The 20,531-nt window shown below is 61.6% G+C and carries 17 protein-coding genes; 11 read left to right on the top strand and 6 right to left on the bottom strand.

All coding sequences use genetic code 11. The features are described from left to right. The first annotated feature begins 168 nt into the window (after nucleotides 1–168). Both ACL58G_RS05105 and ACL58G_RS05100 read left to right on the top strand, forming a co-directional pair. Nucleotides 169–1,431, top strand: coding sequence for a serine hydrolase domain-containing protein (locus ACL58G_RS05105; protein WP_440965539.1), 1,263 nt, complete (start codon nucleotides 169–171; stop codon nucleotides 1,429–1,431). A 94-nt stretch (nucleotides 1,432–1,525) separates the two neighbouring features. Next, nucleotides 1,526–2,758 (top strand): D-amino acid dehydrogenase, encoded by a 1,233-nt coding sequence (locus ACL58G_RS05100; RefSeq protein ID WP_440965537.1) that lies wholly within the window; start codon nucleotides 1,526–1,528, stop codon nucleotides 2,756–2,758. A 19-nt stretch (nucleotides 2,759–2,777) separates the two neighbouring features. On the opposite strand, the gene ACL58G_RS05095 is transcribed toward ACL58G_RS05100, so the two are convergent. The 6 genes from ACL58G_RS05095 to ACL58G_RS05070 all read right to left on the bottom strand — a co-directional run bounded on the left by ACL58G_RS05095 (nucleotide 2,778) and on the right by ACL58G_RS05070 (nucleotide 9,546). After that, the gene (locus tag ACL58G_RS05095) at nucleotides 2,778–3,125 is read right to left on the bottom strand and encodes a hypothetical protein (protein ID WP_440965535.1); all 348 of its coding nucleotides are present in this window, start codon (nucleotides 3,123–3,125) and stop codon (nucleotides 2,778–2,780) included. A 95-nt stretch (nucleotides 3,126–3,220) separates the two neighbouring features. Further along, entirely contained in the window at nucleotides 3,221–3,487 is a 267-nt protein-coding gene (locus ACL58G_RS05090) for a PAAR domain-containing protein (protein WP_413381000.1), read from the bottom strand. Between the two features lies 1 nt (nucleotide 3,488). After that, nucleotides 3,489–5,534: a T6SS phospholipase effector Tle1-like catalytic domain-containing protein gene (locus tag ACL58G_RS05085; protein ID WP_413380998.1), complete on the bottom strand. Its 2,046-nt coding sequence runs from the start codon at nucleotides 5,532–5,534 to the stop codon at nucleotides 3,489–3,491. A 1-nt stretch (nucleotide 5,535) separates the two neighbouring features. Continuing rightward, entirely contained in the window at nucleotides 5,536–6,015 is a 480-nt protein-coding gene (locus tag ACL58G_RS05080) for a hypothetical protein (RefSeq protein ID WP_413380996.1), read from the bottom strand. 82 nt (nucleotides 6,016–6,097) lie between these two features. Then, complete coding sequence (locus tag ACL58G_RS05075; protein WP_440965532.1) at nucleotides 6,098–7,012, bottom strand: DUF4123 domain-containing protein; 915 nt, start codon at nucleotides 7,010–7,012, stop codon at nucleotides 6,098–6,100. Then, a complete protein-coding gene (locus tag ACL58G_RS05070; protein ID WP_440965530.1) occupies nucleotides 7,009–9,546 on the bottom strand; it encodes a type VI secretion system Vgr family protein in 2,538 nt (845 codons plus the stop codon). Before ACL58G_RS05070 ends, ACL58G_RS05075 begins: the two co-directional genes overlap by 4 nt. Before the next feature lie 450 nt (nucleotides 9,547–9,996). On the opposite strand from ACL58G_RS05070, the gene ACL58G_RS05065 reads away from it, so the two are divergent. The 9 genes from ACL58G_RS05065 to ACL58G_RS05025 all read left to right on the top strand — a co-directional run bounded on the left by ACL58G_RS05065 (nucleotide 9,997) and on the right by ACL58G_RS05025 (nucleotide 20,525). Continuing rightward, nucleotides 9,997–10,440 (top strand): YchJ family protein, encoded by a 444-nt coding sequence (locus ACL58G_RS05065; protein WP_413380990.1) that lies wholly within the window; start codon nucleotides 9,997–9,999, stop codon nucleotides 10,438–10,440. 41 nt (nucleotides 10,441–10,481) lie between these two features. Then, a complete protein-coding gene (locus ACL58G_RS05060; RefSeq protein WP_440965528.1) occupies nucleotides 10,482–12,089 on the top strand; it encodes a carboxyl transferase domain-containing protein in 1,608 nt (535 codons plus the stop codon). Between the two features lie 11 nt (nucleotides 12,090–12,100). Beyond that, a complete protein-coding gene (locus ACL58G_RS05055) occupies nucleotides 12,101–12,886 on the top strand; it encodes an enoyl-CoA hydratase/isomerase family protein (RefSeq protein WP_413380986.1) in 786 nt (261 codons plus the stop codon). Between the two features lie 21 nt (nucleotides 12,887–12,907). Further along, nucleotides 12,908–14,251: an adenosylmethionine--8-amino-7-oxononanoate transaminase gene (gene bioA / locus ACL58G_RS05050; protein WP_413380984.1), complete on the top strand. Its 1,344-nt coding sequence runs from the start codon at nucleotides 12,908–12,910 to the stop codon at nucleotides 14,249–14,251. After that, on the top strand, nucleotides 14,251–15,441 hold the full coding sequence (gene bioF, locus ACL58G_RS05045) for an 8-amino-7-oxononanoate synthase (RefSeq protein ID WP_440967964.1): 1,191 nt from the start codon (nucleotides 14,251–14,253) through the stop codon (nucleotides 15,439–15,441). The genes bioA and bioF overlap by 1 nt, the downstream gene beginning before the upstream one ends. After that, nucleotides 15,438–16,232, top strand: a complete 795-nt coding sequence (bioD, locus tag ACL58G_RS05040; protein WP_440965526.1) for a dethiobiotin synthase — start codon at nucleotides 15,438–15,440, stop codon at nucleotides 16,230–16,232. Before bioF ends, bioD begins: the two co-directional genes overlap by 4 nt. Before the next feature lie 19 nt (nucleotides 16,233–16,251). After that, nucleotides 16,252–17,280: a biotin synthase BioB gene (gene bioB, locus ACL58G_RS05035; RefSeq protein WP_440965524.1), complete on the top strand. Its 1,029-nt coding sequence runs from the start codon at nucleotides 16,252–16,254 to the stop codon at nucleotides 17,278–17,280. 165 nt (nucleotides 17,281–17,445) lie between these two features. After that, nucleotides 17,446–19,455, top strand: a complete 2,010-nt coding sequence (locus ACL58G_RS05030; protein WP_440965522.1) for an acetyl-CoA carboxylase biotin carboxylase subunit — start codon at nucleotides 17,446–17,448, stop codon at nucleotides 19,453–19,455. Between the two features lie 128 nt (nucleotides 19,456–19,583). Beyond that, complete coding sequence (locus ACL58G_RS05025) at nucleotides 19,584–20,525, top strand: 2-hydroxyacid dehydrogenase (RefSeq protein ID WP_440965520.1); 942 nt, start codon at nucleotides 19,584–19,586, stop codon at nucleotides 20,523–20,525. The last annotated feature ends 6 nt before the right edge of the window (nucleotides 20,526–20,531 follow it).

The following is a 20,531-nucleotide window of genomic DNA, read 5'->3' as shown; positions in this document are numbered from 1 at the left end:
GACCTGGATGTGCGGACATGACCAGTGTAATACCGATGCCGCCGGGGCTGTCATGAAAGGATCGGCCGTTGTCATTCCGAAAAGTTATGCGGGATTGACATCGCTGTATTTGCCCGGCGCGGGATCAGTCCGTATTCTCGCCTGCATGGCCATCATATGGGGATGACGATGAACAGAGCGCGACGGAATATGCTGGGCATGGCCTTGCTGGGGGCGGCCGGACCGTTGCTGGCAGCGCCGCCGCGCCGGCTGGACAGGGAACTCGCCGCCATCGCCGCAGATCCGGCCTGCGAGCTGGCGAGCCTGTCCGTGCTGACGGTCCGTGCCGGGCAGGTCAGCTATTCGTATCAATTCGGCCGGCGCTTCATCGGACACGATGGTCTGCCGGACAAGCCCGTCGGGCCGGATACGCTGTTCCGCATCGCGTCGATCTCGAAGATGATGACGACGCTCGGGCTGATGCGTCTGTATGAGAGCGGCAAGGTCGACCTCGACGCCGACGTTTCCGGCTACCTCGGTTTTACGTTGCGCAATCCGCATTTCCCTGACCAGTTAATTTCCCTGCGCCACCTGCTCACGCACACATCCTCACTGCGCGACGATGCCGGCTATTCGTGGGCTGCGGACGTCGCGCTGAAGGATGTCATCGACGCCCGGATGTTCGCAGCCAACGCGGGTCCGGGCGCCTACTTCACGTACTGCAACCTCGGGTGGGGCGTGATCGGTACGGTGATGGAACGCGTGACCGGCGAACGCTTCGATCGCCTGATGCGGCGCCTGCTGATCGAGCCGCTGGGCTTGCAGGCGGGCTATCTCCCCTCAGAACTGCCGCCAAATGCGCTGGCCAATCTGGCCACGCTGTACCGCAAGCGCACGGTCGACACGGAGGTGTGGGATCCGGCCGGCCCATGGATCGCCCAGGCCGACGACTACAGCGTCAAACCGCCTGTTGCCATCGACCGTTACGTCATCGGTACGAATGCCACGCCGTTCAGTCCGACGGGCGGCCTGCGCATCAGCGCGCGCGACATGGGGGTCGTGATGCGCATGCTGATGGGGCAAGGCCCGCAGCTGTTGAAGCCAGCCACGCTGTCGCTGATGTTCAGCCGGCAATGGACGTATGACGGCCGCAACGGCGACACATCGGACGGGCTGTTTCACTGCTGGGGTCTCGGCAATGAACAGTTCCCTGACGAAACAGGGATACGTCTCGTCGAAGGTGGCGGCTTCCCGGCCGTCGGGCACCTGGGCGATGCGTATGGGCTGATGTCCGTGTTCGCATTCGATCCGAAGCGCCGGAACGGGATGATCGTGCTGGTGGGCGGCACGTCGACGGATCCGTTCGCGCCCGCCAACAAGGGCAAGTATTCGTCGCTGGCGCGGTTCCAGGAGCGCATCCTGACGGCGTTATATCAACACGCGATAACATGAACCCCGGTTATGCCCGGCCGCTCTACATTCATTAGCCGAGCGCAGGGCCAGCCCCTAAGCTTCTTCGCATGTCCATGATCAAAAGCGTGCACGGATGCAACAAGTAATCGTCATCGGCGGCGGCGTCGTCGGCCTGACCTCGGCGTGGTGGCTTCTCGAAGCCGGCTACCGGGTCACGCTGCTGGAACGCGTACCGGGCGTGGGCACGGGCACGAGCTACAGCAATGGCGGGCAACTGAGCTACCGCTACGTGTCGCCGCTGGCGGACGCTGGCGTGCCGCTGAAGGCCCTGAAGTGGCTGTTCCAGGAACATGGCCCGCTGCGCTTCCGCCCGCAATTCGACGCGCACCAGTGGCGCTGGCTGGCCGCCTTCCTCGCCAACTGCCGCGCCGACCTGAACCGCAAGACGACGAACAAGCTGTTGCAACTGGGCGAGCTGTCGCGCCGCGCGATGGCATCTCTGGAACCGGTCGTGCCGCTGGACGCATTCGAATGGCGCGACGCGGGCAAGCTGGTCGTGTACCGCACGCGCGCCGCGTTCGACGCGGCGGCCGCGAAGCCGAATGCCGGCGCCGTGTGGGATGCTTCCGAATGCGTGGCGCACGAACCCGCGCTGGCCGCGATGGAAAACAAGCTCGCGGGCGGCATCTACAACAGTGGCGAAGCGGTGGCCGACTGCTACGCGTTCTGCGTGGCGCTGGCTGAACGCATCGGCGCACATCCGCGCTTCTCGGGCTTCGTGCATGGCGAGGCTTTGCGCTTCGTCACTGGCGGCGGCCGGATCGCCGGCGTGCAGACGTCGGCCGGGGTGCTGTCGGCCGACGCGTACGTGCTGGCGGCCGGCATGCAGAGCCGCATGCTTGGGGAATCGGCGGGTCTGTCGTTGCCGATCTACCCGCTGAAGGGCTACAGCCTGACGGCGCCGATCCGCCAGGACGACGTGGCGCCCGAGATCAGCGTCACCGACTTCGAACGCAAGGTGCTGTATGCGCGCATTGGCGACAAACTTCGGGTGGCGGCGATGGTCGACATGGTCGGTGAAGACCTGAGCCTGAACGCTCATCGGCTGGACAGTCTCACGCGCCAGGTGAAGGAAACGATGCCGCGTGCGGCGGACTATACGCGGATCACGCCGTGGGCCGGGCTGCGGCCGGCGACGCCGAACAGTGCGCCGATCATCGGGGCCACCCCGTATTCGAACCTATGGCTGAACGTGGGGCACGGGCCGCTTGGGTTCACGTTTGCTTGCGGCACTGCCAGCCTGCTGGCGGACCTCATGCGGGGGAAGGCGCCGCCGTTTGGGTTGGATGGGTTGATGCTGGGCTAGCATGCCGAAACGCAGGCGGTTATGCCCGATACGAATCTGCAAAGAAGTAATTTATTGCTGGCAAAGTCGCAATTACCACCGCCATCGGCATCAAGCCCGCGACACGCGCAAGAATGGGGAAACCGTGAAAGCGTGCGACGGTCTTTCTATAGCAGCGGAACGCGAAATAGAGCGATAGCGGCAAGAGCACCAGGATCGGAAGTATCAGCCACCAGGCGAAAAACAGCATCAATGAAGACAACAGGGAAATCGAAGCCTCAAAGATCATCGATCGGTCCCGGTAATACACCTTGCGACTGAAATATAACAACAGCAGCAGCGCCCAGAGAAGTGGAACGGCCAACCACATGACTTGGTAGAGGAGCATAGATTTATCACCAAGGGAAACCTGCTTTTCACGGCATGCTCAGCGATTTATACCGGGACACCACGTTGGCCGACTGGAGCACGGAAAACGCTACATTACCCTTGGGTTGCATCGATAGCGCTGGCAATCAGCGAGCAGCCGCACGCGGTTTTGTGGCCGTGCAGCGCCACGCTGCGGCCACCGACACTGAACACAAGACAACCTTCTACGATCTCGTTTATCCCGTGCCCCGGTAGCGGACACGAAACCATGTCTCCCTTGCGAGCGATGCCAATACCGCGCAACGTATGCACCGGCGATGCGGTAATCACAACACCGCCATGTGTCGTCTTGTCTCCAAGCCGGACAATTGCAAACGCCATTCTAGATACCAATCGCCGAACGGACGGAATGCCAGCCTTCTTCAACTGCTTGCATGCCCGTATCTACAGCCTGTCCCACGCTTTTGGCTGCTCCCGCCGCGCCGTTGTGTATCTGATTACCGACTTCGTTGGCGATTTTTTGCGTTGCATCGGCAAACTCCCCAACCTTCCGCTGGGTGGCATCCGCCAACTCGGCCGCTTTTTTCTGAGTCGCATCTGCTGCAGCACTGGCCTGTTTCTTGGCCATGTCGATCGACGTGATCACCATTTGCTGGCCCCGCTTGACTGTTGAAATGATTACCTGCTTACTGGTCTGATAAACCTCAACCGTGTAATTGACGCCGGCACGAACGGTATCGACGACAAACTTCTCGCCAACCCGATAAGTATGTGTAGCAATCAGCTTACCCTCCTCCCAAGTCTCGACTACAACACCCTCGGCACGCTGATATACTTTAATCACGCCATTTTTAACATAAGTAATAGCATTATCCATCCAGTCTAATCCGCGCGCCAATATGTTTCGTGAGGATTCCGCCATACCACGTGCAGTAAAATAGCTAAATGGCTCGAAAGCATGTAAAAATCCAGCTTTCGAATCATGTATGTTATGTTGTATAAAATTGAGTACTGGCTCTGGCGCAGTCGCATTCCAAGCATCAAGTCGCCATTTTGCGGGACGCACCTGAATGCCATATATTTTTCCCTTTATGATAACTGCTCGACATGGACTGTCTGGGGCAAGTTGGGGATCACCTGGTTTGACGTCTCGCTCTTGGGCCATATGAAGTGCAGCTTCGAAAGCTATACCTGGATGCCCAGAATTTTTATGTTCGGCATCCTCACTTTGCCTCTGCATAAGATCTGGTGTTTTTATCTTCCGCCGAGTCATCGTACCCCATGCAGAATATAGCGCCTTCATATGAGCCGTCACAGCTTGCTCAACGGTTTCATGGGACCCGATCGCTCCTACATATTTTTCATAAGCCGCAAGCGTTTCCGGATGGATTTCAAAAACCATTTTGAACACAGATTCCCCAAATCCTATGAGGTCATCATAGTCGACAAGACGAACTCCGCTTTTGACAGCTTCTCGCATCATATTTCGCATAGGTACGCGAGCATAATTGTTTGAGATACCCTGTGCCATAGGCTCGTATCCCCCACCTACATCAGAGTGGGCTCCAGGATAAACTTTTTCCACCCAATTTGGCATGAGCTTTCCCTCTTTTCGGATAAGATCAACGGGAAAGGAAAAACGCAATTCTTGCCCAGCGATATAGTGCACACAGCGCTCTACAACTGGAGAAACGACCAAATTTTTTTCGTCGAATGGTATATCGACATTTTTTGACGGCACACCAAACGAAGCAACCGTGTCGAACAATCCCATGAAATTAAAGCGAATGGGCACACCGTTATAACGCCGAACCCCATCCGGCCCACGTACAGTTTGCCTCAGCATTTCATTACTGAATGCTCGAGCCAGCGCAGCTCCTCGAGAGAAACCAAAAATCGAAAGGTTGATTATAGTAATGAGACCATGTGCCTCGAGCGCGCTAGCCAACTCCCTAATGTTGGCAGGTTTTCCTTTCTCGATGTAAGGGGCTAATGAAAGGTTTAACTTCGCAGCGCTTTGTATCAGTACCGCACGCAGACGGTCGTTGACACTAGCCTCGCCATAATCTATTCGCCGAGTTCCACCAGCACCCAGCCCACCTCCTGGTTTGCTCCCGTCCTGAAACTCGATTAATTCCTGATCTATCCAATCTGTTGCCGTACCATTAAAAGGTGTGCCGACGCCAGAAACATAAATGGCATAGTTCGAAGTATCGTCATCATCGACGAGATACTGTGCTGAGCGCCACAAGCGGGCAGGATTACTCCATTTTTTCAACGGCTCGTCAACGGATTTGTTGTTTCCTGTGCCATCGAAGAAAATACTAATATTAACTACATCCGCACAGTTTTGCTTAGGAGCAGGTTTCGCATTGGCCACGTCGCGATTAGCGCTCTGCGCGGCTATCAGTTTGTCACCATTTGCCATTTTATTTTCTGGCTTCCGCCTTTATTTTTTTCCCACGAGAGGTCCTCTCCGGCAACGATTCAGAAAACGTGACCTCGGCCGTAAAATCTGGATAAAGGTGGAGGCCCAAATACTTAGTTCCAGGCGGGATCTGCTCAGGTAAAATTACTAGCTCATTCTTAATTTTTACGTGCTCGCCATTGCGCGGAGTACCTGGAGGGCCATCTAACATCCAAGTTAAACTCTGAACGCCAAAAGGAATACGCACACCCGTTATTAGTCCAGTAGCACCATATTTGTTCATAACTCCAAGATCTTCGCCGTTGAACATTATGTCACCAATGGATCGATCAAGATTTGAGAACATCTCAACATTTAACACAATATAATTATTCATAATCTTCCCTCCTTGACCGCACGCCGAAAGCGGTATCAACAACCCAAAGCCAGCCAAGCCCAATATACTGCGCCTACGAGTTGATCGAATCACTTCGGTCTTCATAACAATATTTTCCTTAGTCACTCACGAATATGTCTTATTGCCATTCCTGATAACTCGTACTGCTTATTCAAGTCCGCTCTTTCTATGGAAATTTTTCCATCGCGTCATCAAAACTGATTTTCCCTGACTTGACTTGTTCTAACACCGCAACGATGGATGCATCGATGTAGAGCGCGTCCCTATAAATCAGAGCCGCGCATGTGTAGTTCAAAATGTCCCGCATCCCAAATAGCTTAAGTTTCCTGGCTTCGAGAAGATGCTTCCTGATCGTTATGTAATGCGATGAAGACGGAATATCTAAAAGCAGCTGCGGCTGATTTTCTTTGACCATAGATAACAACTGATCAGGCACGCCAGCCTCCACCAGCATGTCCACCTGCACCTGAGTAAGCTTGAGCGGCAAACTGACCAGATGTGCAGCAGCAGCCTCGGCATTGGTCTTCGGCAGAATCTGTTGAGGATTTCCGTCCCGGTCCCAATACCACCACGCCGAGATGCCCTGCAGAAGACGCGCGCGCTGGCGCTCGCTCAGCACCGGTGCGGGGACATGCAAAGTGAGATCGCTTGCCTGTCCGGTCAAGGTTCCGAGCACGGCAGGATCCCAGAACGCGAAGATCATGTCGGTATCGTCGGGCAGCAGGATTTCGGTAAACGCAGCGAGGTGGTACCACAGCGTATCGAAGGAAAATCGGCTCGCCAGTAAGGTAAAGCTTGCTGGATGCTCAGCGCCTGCGCGAAGAATGGAAGGCCAGATTTCCGAATCCGCTGCAAGCGGGGACAGTTCCAGCAGATGCGGCGCATAGTCTTCTGCTTCAGAATCCAGCGCTGCCGGCAGCATGCACTTGCTACTCACACCGATCCCACCTTTTTCGAACTTCTCAAGCAGCGTCTTGTCCTGTGCCTTGTCGATGATCGCGTAGCAGGTAAGGTTCTGGTTATCGAAAGCACTCGCCAGGTTCGATTCGAAAGTGGAGACTTCCAATGGAGCAATCTTCATTGCTGCGCTCCTTTGTTCACGAACGCGCTACGCTGCTTCGCGCGTTTCTTCAGGCATTCAAGACAGACTTCCTTGGGAAGTGTGGGCAGCGAATACGCCGTCGTCTGCGGGCCCGGTACGGAAAGGTCGGACGTGTGGATGATGCGCTTGCCACTCGTCATGTCGGTGATTCCCGAACCATTGATCTTGATCGCGGAGCCGTCGGCGCCGATCACCACCTCTTTCTTGGCGAAGATTTCGATCCGATCGTTGGCCGACAACAGCCGTAACACCTTCTCCGCAATGATGTCGATGTCGCCGTTCTGGGCTTGCACTTCGACTTTTCCCTTGGCTGCAAACAGCTTGATACCGGCGTTGTAGGCGAACAGGCTGATTTTTTCCTTGATGCTGGCGATCAGACTCTTACCTACGGCCAGATTGGTGTCGGCACCGGACGACATCGTCATCTGGTCGCTGCTGTGGATATGCGTGCTTTTAGGCGTACTTAACCCGATGCCGGCGGGAGAGGCGATCAGCAGCAGAGGATCGGCAAACCGGTTGGCCTCCTCTTGGCCCGGCCCACTGTACTGCGCCTGGGTGGCGTCGACGAATTCCTGGAGTGCCTCTTGTCCTGGCAGCGCCTCGGCACTGGACTTCCCGGCGACGTCCGACAAATGCTTCGTCAGCTCCTGCGCTTCTTTCAGCTGGTCGCGCGCCTCGCGGACGTCCAGTTGCGAACCTTTTGGACCTGGCCGGCCGTACGTGCTGATGTACAGGCCCTGTTGTGCCGTAATAGCGCCATAGGCGTCCGAATTGAGCGCAAAACCGGAGCCATAAAAACCAGCACGGTTGTTCCCCTGTTGACCGATCAGATAGCCGAGACTGAGCTGCGCATTCGTGCTGCTACTGAACAGCTGAACCCGGTTTTGTTCGGATGTGTCATCCATGACCAGCTGATTGAAGCCGGCGCCTTTGTATTCCTTGGATTTGTAGCCGGACAAGCGACCGTCGCTATGCCAGTGCGGTGTCTGCTCGCCGTTATAGATACGCCCCGTGATGATCGGCCGGTCTGCGTCGCCATCAAGAAAGGTAATGATCACTTCCTGGCCGATGCGCGGAACGTGGACGGCGCCCCACCCTTCACCCGCGTTGGGATAACTGACACGTACCCAGCAGGATGCCTTTTCATCACCGGGATTGAGTCGGTCCCAGTGAAAGCGAACTTTCACCCGGTTCAGGTTATCGGTATAAATTTCTTCATCGGCTGGACCGACGACGGTCGCCGTCTGCGCGTGCATCGACGGCTTGGCGTGGGCAAAAGGACTACGGTATTCGACGGTGCGCCGTTGCACCTCGAAACGATTGAAACAGTGGCCGGTGCGGCTATTTTCTGCGCCAATGCCGTCGTCCTCGGGGCCAGGCAGCCCCGCATCTGCCGCAAACTTGAGCAACTGGCCTTTCAGGCTGCCCGAAAACGCTTTCTGTGTTTTCGAGAGAGGCAGATTGTTTTCGATAGCCCATTCGACGTTCAGGACAACGAACTGACGCGCTTCATCGGCGACCTCATCGTGGGCCGGGTGGTCGGTGAGCGTGAACCAGCGCCCCACCGGCAAATGGCGAACGCCTGATGTGCCGAAAAACCGCTTGGCGCGCGACTCCCATTCCTGCACGCGCACGCGGGACTGGTCAGTCCCATGCTCGACACCCGAGTTCGTATAGGCGCCGGTATATTCATAGACTTCCAACTGCGATGGAATGCCTCCTTGATCCGGGAGAATCTGCATGCCGGTTTCGCTGATGTTGCGCGGCGCCTTGTAATCGAAGGTTTTCGTTAAAAGCTGGCTGTTCAGCAGCGTTCGGGTCGTGCCCCACTGAACAATTTTGTCGATTTCGTCGGTCGGACCGGCGCGATGGAAGGCCATCTCTTCAGGCTGGCGCGGCTTCAGATTTCCCACGGAATCGGTGATAACCCATTGGTGGCCACTACCGTCAGACGCCTGCTCGGCGTACGCATACCAGCCTTCGCTCTCCATCATGCGCATGACGAAGTGCCAGTCGGTTTCATACTGCGTGCAATAAGAATGGGGGCGCGGCGGCTGGGTCAGTTCGAACCGGAATCGGCCTTGGCACTGAGGATGGCCATTCAAGACGTCGGCGATGATGTCCTCGGCATTTTTGTCCTGCCAAATGCGCGCGTCCTTGCGGAATTTAAGAAAGTGAATGCAGCCCGCAAATCCGATTTGATACGCAGTCAGTTCCCCATCACTGCCCAATTTTTTGGCCGTGTGTACATATCCATGTACGGGTAAATAACTGGCGTCGGTCTGCAGTATCCAGAGGGTGACTTCTTGAGCGATCAACTGCTTGAGTTCGATGTCGGCCTCCAGCGAGCACAGGTCAACCGTGTAGTCGAATCCTTCGCTGATGCGGTCGATCCCATGTGCTCGCTGTGGCAGCAAGGTATCCGATCCAAGTGAAGTGTCCAGCTTCAGCAGCCGTCTTTCCTGACCAATTTTCCCAAACAAGGCACCTGTCAGCTGATTGATTTCACTCATCGGATCCGCCCCCACTCCTGCTCAATGCGTTAACACATGGTCGACAATGATACCCTTTCGCTTAATACTTTCAGAAAGAAACGTGTCTTTTAGTAACAATATTTTTCGAATATTCACAAATTTTCACGCCCGCGCGACCTTAACGGCGATCCATTTACTTGGCTTGACGTCCACAGGCGCATCTCGGTTAGCATCAGAACATTGTAAATATATAAACGTTCGTCCACATTGTGCCATTCTTGCATCAGTTTTCGACCCGATCGCAGGGAAAACTTGTTGAACAGCCATCGGAGCCAAGAAGAAACAAAAAATTTCTCCGCCCATTTAATGAGCAGTTCATTTATTTTCGGCAAAAGATCTGCACAGATGCTTTAACGCCCACGCATCTGCTGTTATCCCGCATAAAAGCGCGGCTCACCCAGCCCGCGGAAATGGCGGATAATTGCCGCCATGCCTACTCCTGCGAAGCCTCTCCCCTGTCCTTGCGGCGGCCCATCGATCATGCGCTGCTGCGGCCCCTTCATCGCCGGCGCGGAACTGCCGCCGACGGCCGAGGCATTGATGCGTTCCCGCTACACGGCCTTCGTCATGCGGGACGAAGCCTACCTGCGCGCGACCTGGCACCCCAGCACGTTGCCGGCGGAACCCATCATCGACCAAAACCAGAAGGTGCAGTGGCTCGGACTTGAGATAAAATCTGCTTTACGTTTACGTCAACGTAAAGCAGACCTGCCGGAACAACCCAACGAAGACACCGTCGAATTCGTCGCCCGCTTCAAGGTCCATGGCCGCGCCCACCGGTTGCATGAAGTCAGCCGGTTCCTGCGCGAGCCGGACCCTGCCGTGGGTGGCAAGATGCGGTGGTTCTATGTGGACGGCAGTTTCCCTGAATAAAACCGCGCCACAAGCCGCGACCCAGCAGGAGACAGGATCCGATGCCCCAGATCGACACGAAACTCAACCCGCGCAGCGAAGATTTCAAAGCCAACGCCGCCGCCATGCAAACCCTCGTCGACGACTTGCGCGCCAAGGTGGCGCAGGTCGCCAAGGGGGGCGGCGAGGCCGCGTGCGCCAAGCATGTCGCGCGCGGCAAGCTGCTGCCGCGCGAGCGCGTGCAGATGCTGCTCGATCCGGGCACCCCGTTCCTCGAATTCTCCCAGATGGCCGCGTACGCCATGTACGACGATGCTGCGCCCGCCGCCGGCATCATCACGGGCATCGGCCGCGTGGCAGGCCAGGAATGCGTGATCGTCTGTAACGACGCCACCGTCAAGGGCGGCACGTACTACCCGATGACGGTCAAAAAACACCTGCGCGCGCAGGAGATCGCCGAGCAGAACAACCTGCCCTGCATCTACCTCGTCGACTCGGGCGGCGCCAACCTGCCGAACCAGGACGACGTGTTCCCCGACCGCGACCACTTCGGCCGCATCTTCTATAACCAGGCCAACCTGTCCGCGAAAGGCATCCCGCAGATCGCCGTCGTGATGGGCTCCTGCACGGCGGGCGGCGCGTACGTGCCGGCGATGAGCGACGAATCCATCATCGTCAAGGAACAGGGCACGATCTTCCTGGGCGGCCCGCCGCTCGTGAAGGCGGCGACGGGTGAAGTCGTCACGGCCGAGGACCTCGGCGGCGGCGACGTGCACACGCGTTTGTCCGGCGTGGCCGACCACCTCGCGCAGGACGACACGCACGCGCTGGCGCTCGCGCGCACGATCGTCTCGAACCTGAACCGCACCAAGCCCCAGCAGGGCGCGCTGCGCGAAGCGGTGGAGCCCAAGTACGCGCCGGAAGAGCTGTACGGCGTCATTCCTGTCGACACCCGCAAACCGTTCGACGTGCGCGAAGTCATCGCGCGCATCGTCGACGGCAGCGAGTTCGACGAGTTCAAGGCCCGCTACGGCACGACGCTCGTCTGCGGCTTCGCCCACATCTTCGGCATGAAGGTTGGAATCATCGCCAACAACGGCATCCTGTTCTCGGAATCCGCACTGAAGGGCACGCACTTCATCGAGCTGTGCTGCCAGAGAAAAATCCCGCTCGTCTTCCTGCAGAACATCACCGGCTTCATGGTCGGCCGCAAATACGAAAACGAAGGCATTGCCCGCAACGGCGCGAAGATGGTCACCGCGGTCGCGACGGCGTCGGTGCCCAAGTTCACCGTGATCATCGGCGGCTCGTTCGGCGCCGGCAACTACGGCATGTGCGGCCGCGCGTTCTCGCCGCGCTTCCTGTGGATGTGGCCCAATGCGCGCATCTCCGTGATGGGCGGCGACCAGGCGGCGTCGGTGCTGGCGACCGTCAAGCGCGACGGCATCGAGGCCCGCGGCGGGCAGTGGAGTGCGGACGAGGAAGCCGCGTTCAAGCAGCCGATCAAGGAACAGTACGAGCACCAGGGCCACCCGTATTACGCCACCGCGCGCCTGTGGGACGACGGCGTGATCGACCCGGCCGATACGCGCATGGTGCTGGGCCTGGGCTTGTCAAGCGCGCTGAACGCGCCGATCCCGGACACGAAGTTCGGCGTGTTCCGCATGTGAGGAGACGAGACATGGACTACCAGACCCTCACCGTCACCATTACCGACCGCATCGGCCACGTCACGCTGAACCGCCCCGACCTGCGCAACGCGTTCAACGAACAAAGCATCGCGGAGCTGGCCCTCGCGTTCGACGAGCTGGGACGCAATGAGCTCGTGCGCGCCATCGTGCTCGGCGCGACCGGCGCCGCATTCTGCGCCGGCGCGGATCTGAACTGGATGAAGAAGATGGCCGGTTATTCGGACAGCGAAAACCGCGCCGACGCCATGCGCCTCGCCGACATGCTGCGCACCATTTATGTCTGCCCGAAGCCCGTCGTGGCGAAAGTCCAGGGCGATTGCTACGCCGGCGGCATGGGCCTCGTGGCCGCGTGCGATATCGCCATCAGCGTCGACACGGCCAATTTCTGCCTGTCCGAAGTCAAACTCGGACTGATCCCGGCGACGATCTCGCCGTACGTGATCAAGGCGATGGGCGAGCAGGCCGCACGCCGTTACTTCCTCACCGCCGAACGCTTCGATGCGAAGGAAGCCCACCGCATCGGCTTCGTGCACGAGATCGTCCCCGCCGCGGACCTCGACACGAAGGTGGCCGGCATCGTGCAGGCACTGGCCAACAACAGCCCGAACGCCGTGCGCGAAGCGAAGACGCTCGTGCGCGAGATCGCGGGCGAACCGGTCACGGAAGCGCTGCTGGAAGACACGGCGAACCGCATCGCGGGCATCCGCGCGTCGCTCGAAGGGCGCGAGGGCGTCGCCTCATTTCTCGAAAAACGCCGGCCTTCATGGCTGGACTAGCTAGACCAAACAGGACGTAGATTGAAACCCACCACCACCTCCTCCGACTGGATCGCGCGCAGCCTGCGCAGCGTCTGGCATCCATGCACGCAAATGCAGCACCACGAAGAGGTGCCGCTGATCGCCGTCAGCCACGCCAAGGGGCCGTGGCTGGTCGACCATGAAGGCCGGCGCTACCTGGACGGCATCAGTTCGTGGTGGGTCAACCTGTTCGGCCACGCCAACCCGCGCATCAACGCCGCGTTGAAGGACCAGCTGGACAAGCTGGAACACGCGATGCTCGCAGGCTTTACGCATGAACCGGTGATCGAGCTGTCCGAACAACTGGCCGCACTGACGGGCCAGCAGCTGGGTCACGCGTTCTACGCATCCGATGGCGCATCGGCCGTCGAGATCGCGCTGAAAATGAGCTTCCATTACTGGCGCAACGCGGGCTATGTGGACAAGCAGGAATTCGTCTGCCTGCAGGGCTCCTACCACGGCGAGACCGTCGGCGCACTGGGCGTGACGGACGTCGCGCTGTTCAAGGATGCGTACGGCCCGCTGCTGCGCGCCGCGCGGACCGTGTCGTCGCCCGATGCGCGCAACGCCGTCGACGGCGAGTCCGCGCAGGACGTCGCGCTGCGTGCGGCGAAGGATGTCGAGGCGCTGTTCGCGGAACGGGCCGACCACATCGCCGCCATCATCGTCGAACCGCTCGTGCAGTGCGCGACCGGCATGGCGATGCACGATCCGCTGTATTTGCAGCGCCTGCGCGAGCTGTGCGACAAGTACCACGTGCACCTGATCGCCGACGAGATCGCGGTCGGCTGCGGCCGCACCGGCACGTTCTTCGCATGCGAACAGGCGGCGATCTGGCCGGACTTCATGTGCCTGTCGAAGGGCATCAGCGGCGGCTATCTGCCGCTGTCGCTCGTCCTCACTACCGACAAGGTCTATGAGGCGTTCTACAGCGAGGACATCACGCGCGGCTTCCTGCACTCGCACTCGTACACGGGCAATGCGCTGGCCTGCCGCGCCGCGCTGGCCACGCTGCAGATCTTCCAGGACGACGACGTGTTGAACAAGAACCGCGAAACGGCCACGCGCCTGATGCTGGAACTGGCGCCGCTGCTGGACCACAAGCGCGTGACGAACTTCCGCCAGCGCGGCATGATCCTCGCGTTCGATGCGGTCGAGCCGGACACGCAGCGCGCGTCGACCTTCGCGCGCCGCTTCTTCACGAGCGCCGTGGAAAACGAGCTTTTATTGCGTCCCATCGGCCGCACCGTGTACCTGATGCCGCCGTACGTGCTGGACGAAGAAGAAATCGTGGGCCTCGCCGCGCGCACGCGCAAGGTGTTCGAAGAAGTGATCGCGGAATGATGACGAACCTGATCGACAACGTCCGCGCCCAACTGGACGAGCTGGCAAGCCGCAGCCTGACCCGCCACCGGCGCACGGCGGAGACGCCCTGCGCGCCGCGCCAGGTCGTCGACGGCCGGGACATGCTCGCGTTCTGCAGCAACGATTACCTGGGCCTCGCCGCGCACCCGCGCGTCGTGGAAGCGCTGCGCGAGGGCGCGCGCCTGTATGGCGCCGGCAGCGGCGCGTCGCACCTCGTATCGGGCCACAGCCGCGCGCACGCGCTGCTGGAAGAGCGACTGGCCGCGTTCGAAGCGCCGCATCTGGAATCCGCACGCGCGCTGTATTTCTGCACCGGCTACATGGCGAACCTCGCCGTGCTGACGGGGCTCGGCAGCACGCCCGATGCGATGATCTTTTCGGAAGCGCTGAACCACGCCTCGCTGATCGACGGCGCCCGCCTCGCGCGCGCGGGCGTGACCGTGTACCCGCACGGCGACGTGGCCGCACTGGAAGAGAAGCTCGCGGCCAGCGCTGCGCCCACCAAAATCGTCGTGACGGACAGCGTGTTCAGCATGGATGGCGACCTCGCCCCGCTGCCGCAACTGCTCGCGCTGTGCGAGCGCCACGGCGCGTGGCTCGTCGTCGACGATGCGCACGGCTTCGGCGTGCTGGGAGATAACGGCTGCGGCGCGCTGGAACATTTTGGCCTGCGTTCGCCGCACCTCGTCTACATCGGCACGCTGGGCAAGGCGGCTGGCGTCGGCGGCGCGTTCATCGCCGCGCACGAGGACGTGATCGAGCTGATGATCCAGCGCGCGCGCCCGTACATCTACACGACGGCCGCCGCGCCCGCGCTCGCGCACGCGCTGCTCGCGAGCGTGGATATCATCGAGGGCGATGAAGGTGAACAACGCCGCGCCGACCTGCGTGCGCGCATCGCGCAACTGGACGCCGGCCTGCGCCTGGAGCGCTGGCAGCGCCCCGTCTCGACGACGGCGATCCAGCCCATCATCATCGGCGCCAACGACGAGGCGATGGCCGCCGCGGCCCGCCTGCACGAGCAGGGGCTGTGGGTGCCGGCGATCCGTCCGCCGACCGTGGCGGTGGGGACGGCGCGCCTGCGCGTCACGCTGTCCGCCGCGCATACCGAACAAGACGTCGCGCAGTTGATTACTGCGCTCAACCAGCTGGAAAGGACCTCGGCATGAGTCTGAACGAGCCCGAACAATCCGTCGGCATGGCCGAACCGGTCGCGATGCCGATCGCCGTCCCCGCGCCACTGGCCGCGGAAGGCGTGCCGACGCGCTTCGCCTGCTTCGTGACGGGCACCGACACGGAGATCGGCAAGACGCTGATCTCCAGCGCCATCCTCCATAAACTCGTGCGCCATGGCGTGCGCGCATGCGGCATGAAGCCCATCGCGGCCGGTGCCGAGGAACGCGACGGCGAACTGCACAACGACGACGCGGCCATGCTGCGCGCGGCCGGCAACGTGCAGCTGCCGCAGTCGATCACGACGCCCTACATGCTGCGCGAACCGTGCGCCCCGCACATCGCGGCCGCGCTGGAAGGCGTGACCATCGAACCGGTGCCCATCCTGACGGCGTATGCCGAAATCCTCGGCGCGTCCGACGCGACCGTCGTCGAAGGCGTGGGCGGTTTCTGCGTGCCGTTCTCGGAAGACTTCGACAGCGCCGATCTGGCCGTACAATTGGGGCTGCCCGTCGTTCTCGTCGTCGGCATGCGCCTGGGCTGCATCAATCATGCTTTACTGACGGCCGAGGCGATCGTCGCGCGCGGCCTCGTGCTCGCGGGCTGGGTCGCCAACCAGGTGGACCCGGACATGCGCTTCGCGATCGACAACATCGCGGAGCTCGAACGCCGCCTGCCCGCCCCGCTGCTCGGCCACGTGCCGCGCCTGGACGAACCGACGGCCGCCAAGGCCTCCACTTACCTCGAACTCGCGAGCCTGCCCGGATGGCCGGCCAAGCGAGCCTGACCAAAACAAGGAATCCGAAATGACCCAAGTCGTTACTCTCCACCCGCCGGTCACGCCGGCCTCCCTGCCGAAAGACGCCACCTGGCCGCTCGCCGACGTGCTCGCGCTGTTCGAACTGCCGCTGCCGGAACTGATGTTCCGCGCGCAGCAGGCGCACCGCGCCAACTTCCCCGACGGCGACGTCGAACTCGCGACCCTGCTGTCGATCAAGACCGGCGGCTGCGAGGAAGACTGCGGCTACTGCCCGCAGGCCGCACGCTACGACACCGGCGTCGAGGCGAAGAAGATCCTCGACCTCGACACCGTGCTGGACGCCGCGCGTGAAGCGAAGGCCAAGGGCGCGACCCGCTTCTGCATGGGCGCCGCGTGGCGCAGCCCGAAAGAGCGCGACATGGAGAAAGTGGAAGCCATGGTGCGCGGCGTGAAAGCGCTGGGCATGGAAACCTGCGCGACCCTCGGCATGCTGGAAGAAGGCCAGGCCGAGCAACTGAAGCAGGCGGGCCTGGACTACTACAACCACAACATCGACACCTCGCCGGACTTCTACGGCGACGTGATCTCCACGCGCGAATACCGCGACCGCCTCGACACGCTGGGCCGCGTCCGTACGGCCGGTTTGAAGATCTGCTGCGGCGGCATCGTGGGCATGGGCGAGACGCGTGCCCAGCGCGCTGGCCTGATCGCGCAGCTGGCCAACATGAACCCGTATCCGGAATCGGTGCCCATCAACCACCTGGTGCAGGTGGAAGGCACGCCGATGCACGGGCTGCCGCCGCTGGACCCGATCGAATTCGTGCGCACGATCGCCGTCGCGCGCATCACGATGCCGAAGGCGCGCGTGCGTCTGTCGGCCGGCCGGCGCGAGCTGGGCGAAGCCGTGCAGGCGATGTGCTTCATGGCCGGTGCGAACTCGATCTTCTACGGCGACAAGCTGCTCACCACGGACAATCCGGAAGCGGACGACGACCGCAAGTTGCTGGAAAAGCTGGGCCTGAAAACGCGCTCGGCGATGCTGGAATCGGTGCAGAAGGAAAGCTGCGGCTGCTGAAGCTTCCACGTGGGCACGGGGGCGCCCACCCTACGTACGCGCCGAATTCGTAGGGTGGGCACCCCGTGCCCACGCCCCGCAAACGCTGTCGGCCACGAGCCAGGTTTTATCGAACGTAATCCGGCCACAAGCCGATCCCACAACACATAAAACAGACGAGACACCATGTTCACGAAGATCCTCATCGCCAACCGTGGCGAAATCGCCTGCCGGGTCGCCGCCACCGCGCGCCGCCTCGGCATCAAGACCGTTGCCGTCTATTCGGAAGCCGACGCCGGCGCGAAACACGTGGCGGTCTGCGATGAAGCGATCCTGCTCGGCCCCGCCGCCGCCAGGGACAGCTATCTGCGCGGCGACAAGATCATCGCCGCGGCGCTGGCCACCGGCGCGCAGGCGATCCACCCGGGCTACGGCTTCCTGTCCGAGAACGCCGAATTCGCGGAAGCCTGCGCGGCAGCGGGTCTCGTGTTCATCGGCCCGCCGGGATCGTCGATGCGCGCGATGGGATCGAAATCCGCCGCCAAGCAGTTGATGGAAGGCGCGGGCGTGCCGCTCGTGCCGGGCTACCACGGCGATGCGCAGGACCCGGAACTGCTGCAATCGGAAGCGAACCGCATCGGCTACCCGGTGCTGCTGAAAGCCAGCGCGGGCGGCGGCGGCAAGGGCATGCGCGTCGTCGAACGGTCGGAGGATTTCCAGGCCGCGCTCGCGTCGTGCAAGCGCGAAGCCATTTCGTCGTTCGGCGACGACAAGGTGCTCGTCGAAAAATACCTTACGCGCCCGCGCCACATCGAGATCCAGGTGTTCGCGGACACGCACGGTAACTGCGTCTATCTGCACGAGCGCGACTGCTCCGTGCAGCGGCGTCACCAGAAGGTGCTGGAAGAAGCGCCGGCGCCTGGCATGCCGCCCGAGCGCCGCGCCGCGATGGGCGAAGCGGCCGTCGCGGCGGCACGTGCCGTGGGCTATGTGGGCGCGGGCACCGTCGAATTCATCGCCAACCAGGACGGCTCGTTCTACTTCATGGAGATGAACACGCGCCTGCAGGTCGAGCACCCCGTCACCGAGATGATCACGGGGACGGACCTCGTCGAATGGCAGCTGCGCGTGGCCGCCGGCCAGCCGCTGCCGAAGCAGCAGCATGAACTCGCGATCCACGGCCACGCGATCGAGGCGCGCGTGTACGCGGAGAATCCGGAAAAGGGCTTCCTGCCCTCGATCGGGACACTCCTCTGCATGGACACCCCAGGCCACGTCGCGTTCGAACTGGGCGACGTGCGCATCGATTCCGGCGTGCGCGCGGGCGATGCCATCTCTCCGTTCTACGATCCGATGATCGCGAAGCTGATCGTGTGGGGCGCGGACCGCGCGCAGGCGCTGGCGCGCATGGCGCGGGCGCTGTCCGAATTCCACATCGTCGGCCTCGCGACCAATATCGCCTTCCTGAAACGCCTCGTCGAAGGCGATGCCTTTGCGCACGCCGACCTGGACACGGGCCTGATCGAGCGAAACACGGCGACGCTGTTCCCGCCGGCGGGTCCGGCGCCGTTGTCCGCGCTGGCGCTGGCGGCCGTGGCCCTCGTCGCGGCGGAAACATCGACCAGCAGCAACCCGGCCGACCCGTGGACCAGCACCCACGGCTGGCGCATGAACGGCACGTATCGCCGCCGGCTGGCATTCGGCGACGAGTACGCGGCCACGACCCAGGCCAAGGTCTATGCCATCGACATGGCCTATCATGCGCATGGCTGGACGCTCGAAGCGGACGGCAAGGCCCATCCGCTGGCGCTTGTCTCGCAGCATGACGGCCGCTACGCGATCCGCCTGGACGGCCAGGCCATCCAGGGCACGGTGCGGCGCGACGGCGAAACGCTGCACGTGTTCACGGGCGGCCTGCACCACGTGCTGGATTGGCACGACCCGCTCGCGCATGCCGGCGAGCACGAGACGGCGGACGGCCGCCTCACGGCGCCGATGCCGGGCAAGGTGGTGGCCGTGATCGCGTCCAGCGGACAGCTCGTCAAGAAGGGCGAGCCGCTCGTGATCATGGAAGCGATGAAGATGGAACACACGATTGCCGCACCGAGCGACGGCCTGGTCGAGGAAGTGCTGTACCAGGTCGGCGACCAGGTCGCGGATGGGGCACCGCTGCTGGCGTTTAAAGCGGCAGCGTGACGTTTTGGTGGGCGGAGGCCGCCCACCCTACGGCAGCACGACCGTAGGGTGGGCACCCCGTGCCCACCATGTACCAACGACCAACGAGACAGCACACGCAATCCATAACAATTATCAGGAGACAAGACATGCGGATACTGCTGTACCGGGGCGACGGCGTCATCGAACCGTGGGCCCGTGATTTTGCCGATGCATTGCCACACGCGGAGACCGTCGTGTGGCGCGAGAACATGTCGCTGGCGTCGCAACCGCCTTGCGACTACGCCGTCGTGTGGGCGCCGACGCCGCAGCTGCTCGACCAGCTGGCCCACGTCAAGGCGATCTTCCTGATGGGTGCCGGCGTGGACGCGCTGCTGAAGTTCGGCGACGCGCTGCCGCACGTCCCCATCGTCCGCCTCGGCGATGCGGGCATGGCCGAGCAGATGGCGGAGTACGTCGCGTATGCAACCTTGCGCTACTTCCGCCGCTTCGACGACTACGAACAGCAGGCGCGCCAGGGCATCTGGAACCCGCTGGAAACGCGCCGCCGCAAGGCCGACTTCACGGTCGGCGTACTGGGCCTCGGCAAGCTCGGGATGCCCGTGCTGCGCACCTTGCGCCAGCTCGGCTTTCCCGTGCGCGGCTGGAGCCGGTCGCCGAAGGACGTGCCGGGCGTGCCATGCTTTGCCGGCATGGACGAACTGGGCGACTTCATGTCCGGCACGCAGGTCCTCGTCTGCATGCTGCCGCTCACGCCCGAGACGACGAACCTGCTCGACCGCGCGCACCTGTCGCAACTGCCCGAAGGCGCCTACGTGATCAACGTGGCGCGCGGCGCGCTGCTGGCCGAGCCGGACCTGCTGGCGCTGATCCGCGCCGGCCACATCGCGGGCGCCACGCTGGACGTGTTCCGCAACGAACCGCTGCCGGCCCCGCATCCGTTCTGGAACGAACCGCGCATCACCATCACGCCGCACATCTCCGCGCTCACCCTGCGCGAGGAAGCCGTACGCCAGATCGCCGCCAAGATCGGCAAGCTGGAACGGGGCGAGGCCATCGACGACATCGTCGACCGCGCCCGCGGCTATTAGGAAACC

Origin of the sequence: Massilia sp. GER05 (assembly GCF_052056005.1) — a bacterium.
Lineage (GTDB): Bacteria > Pseudomonadota > Gammaproteobacteria > Burkholderiales > Burkholderiaceae_D > Telluria > Telluria orientalis.
The sequence above is the reverse complement of the archived record's forward strand: the minus strand, read 5'-3'. Positions and strand labels throughout refer to the sequence as shown.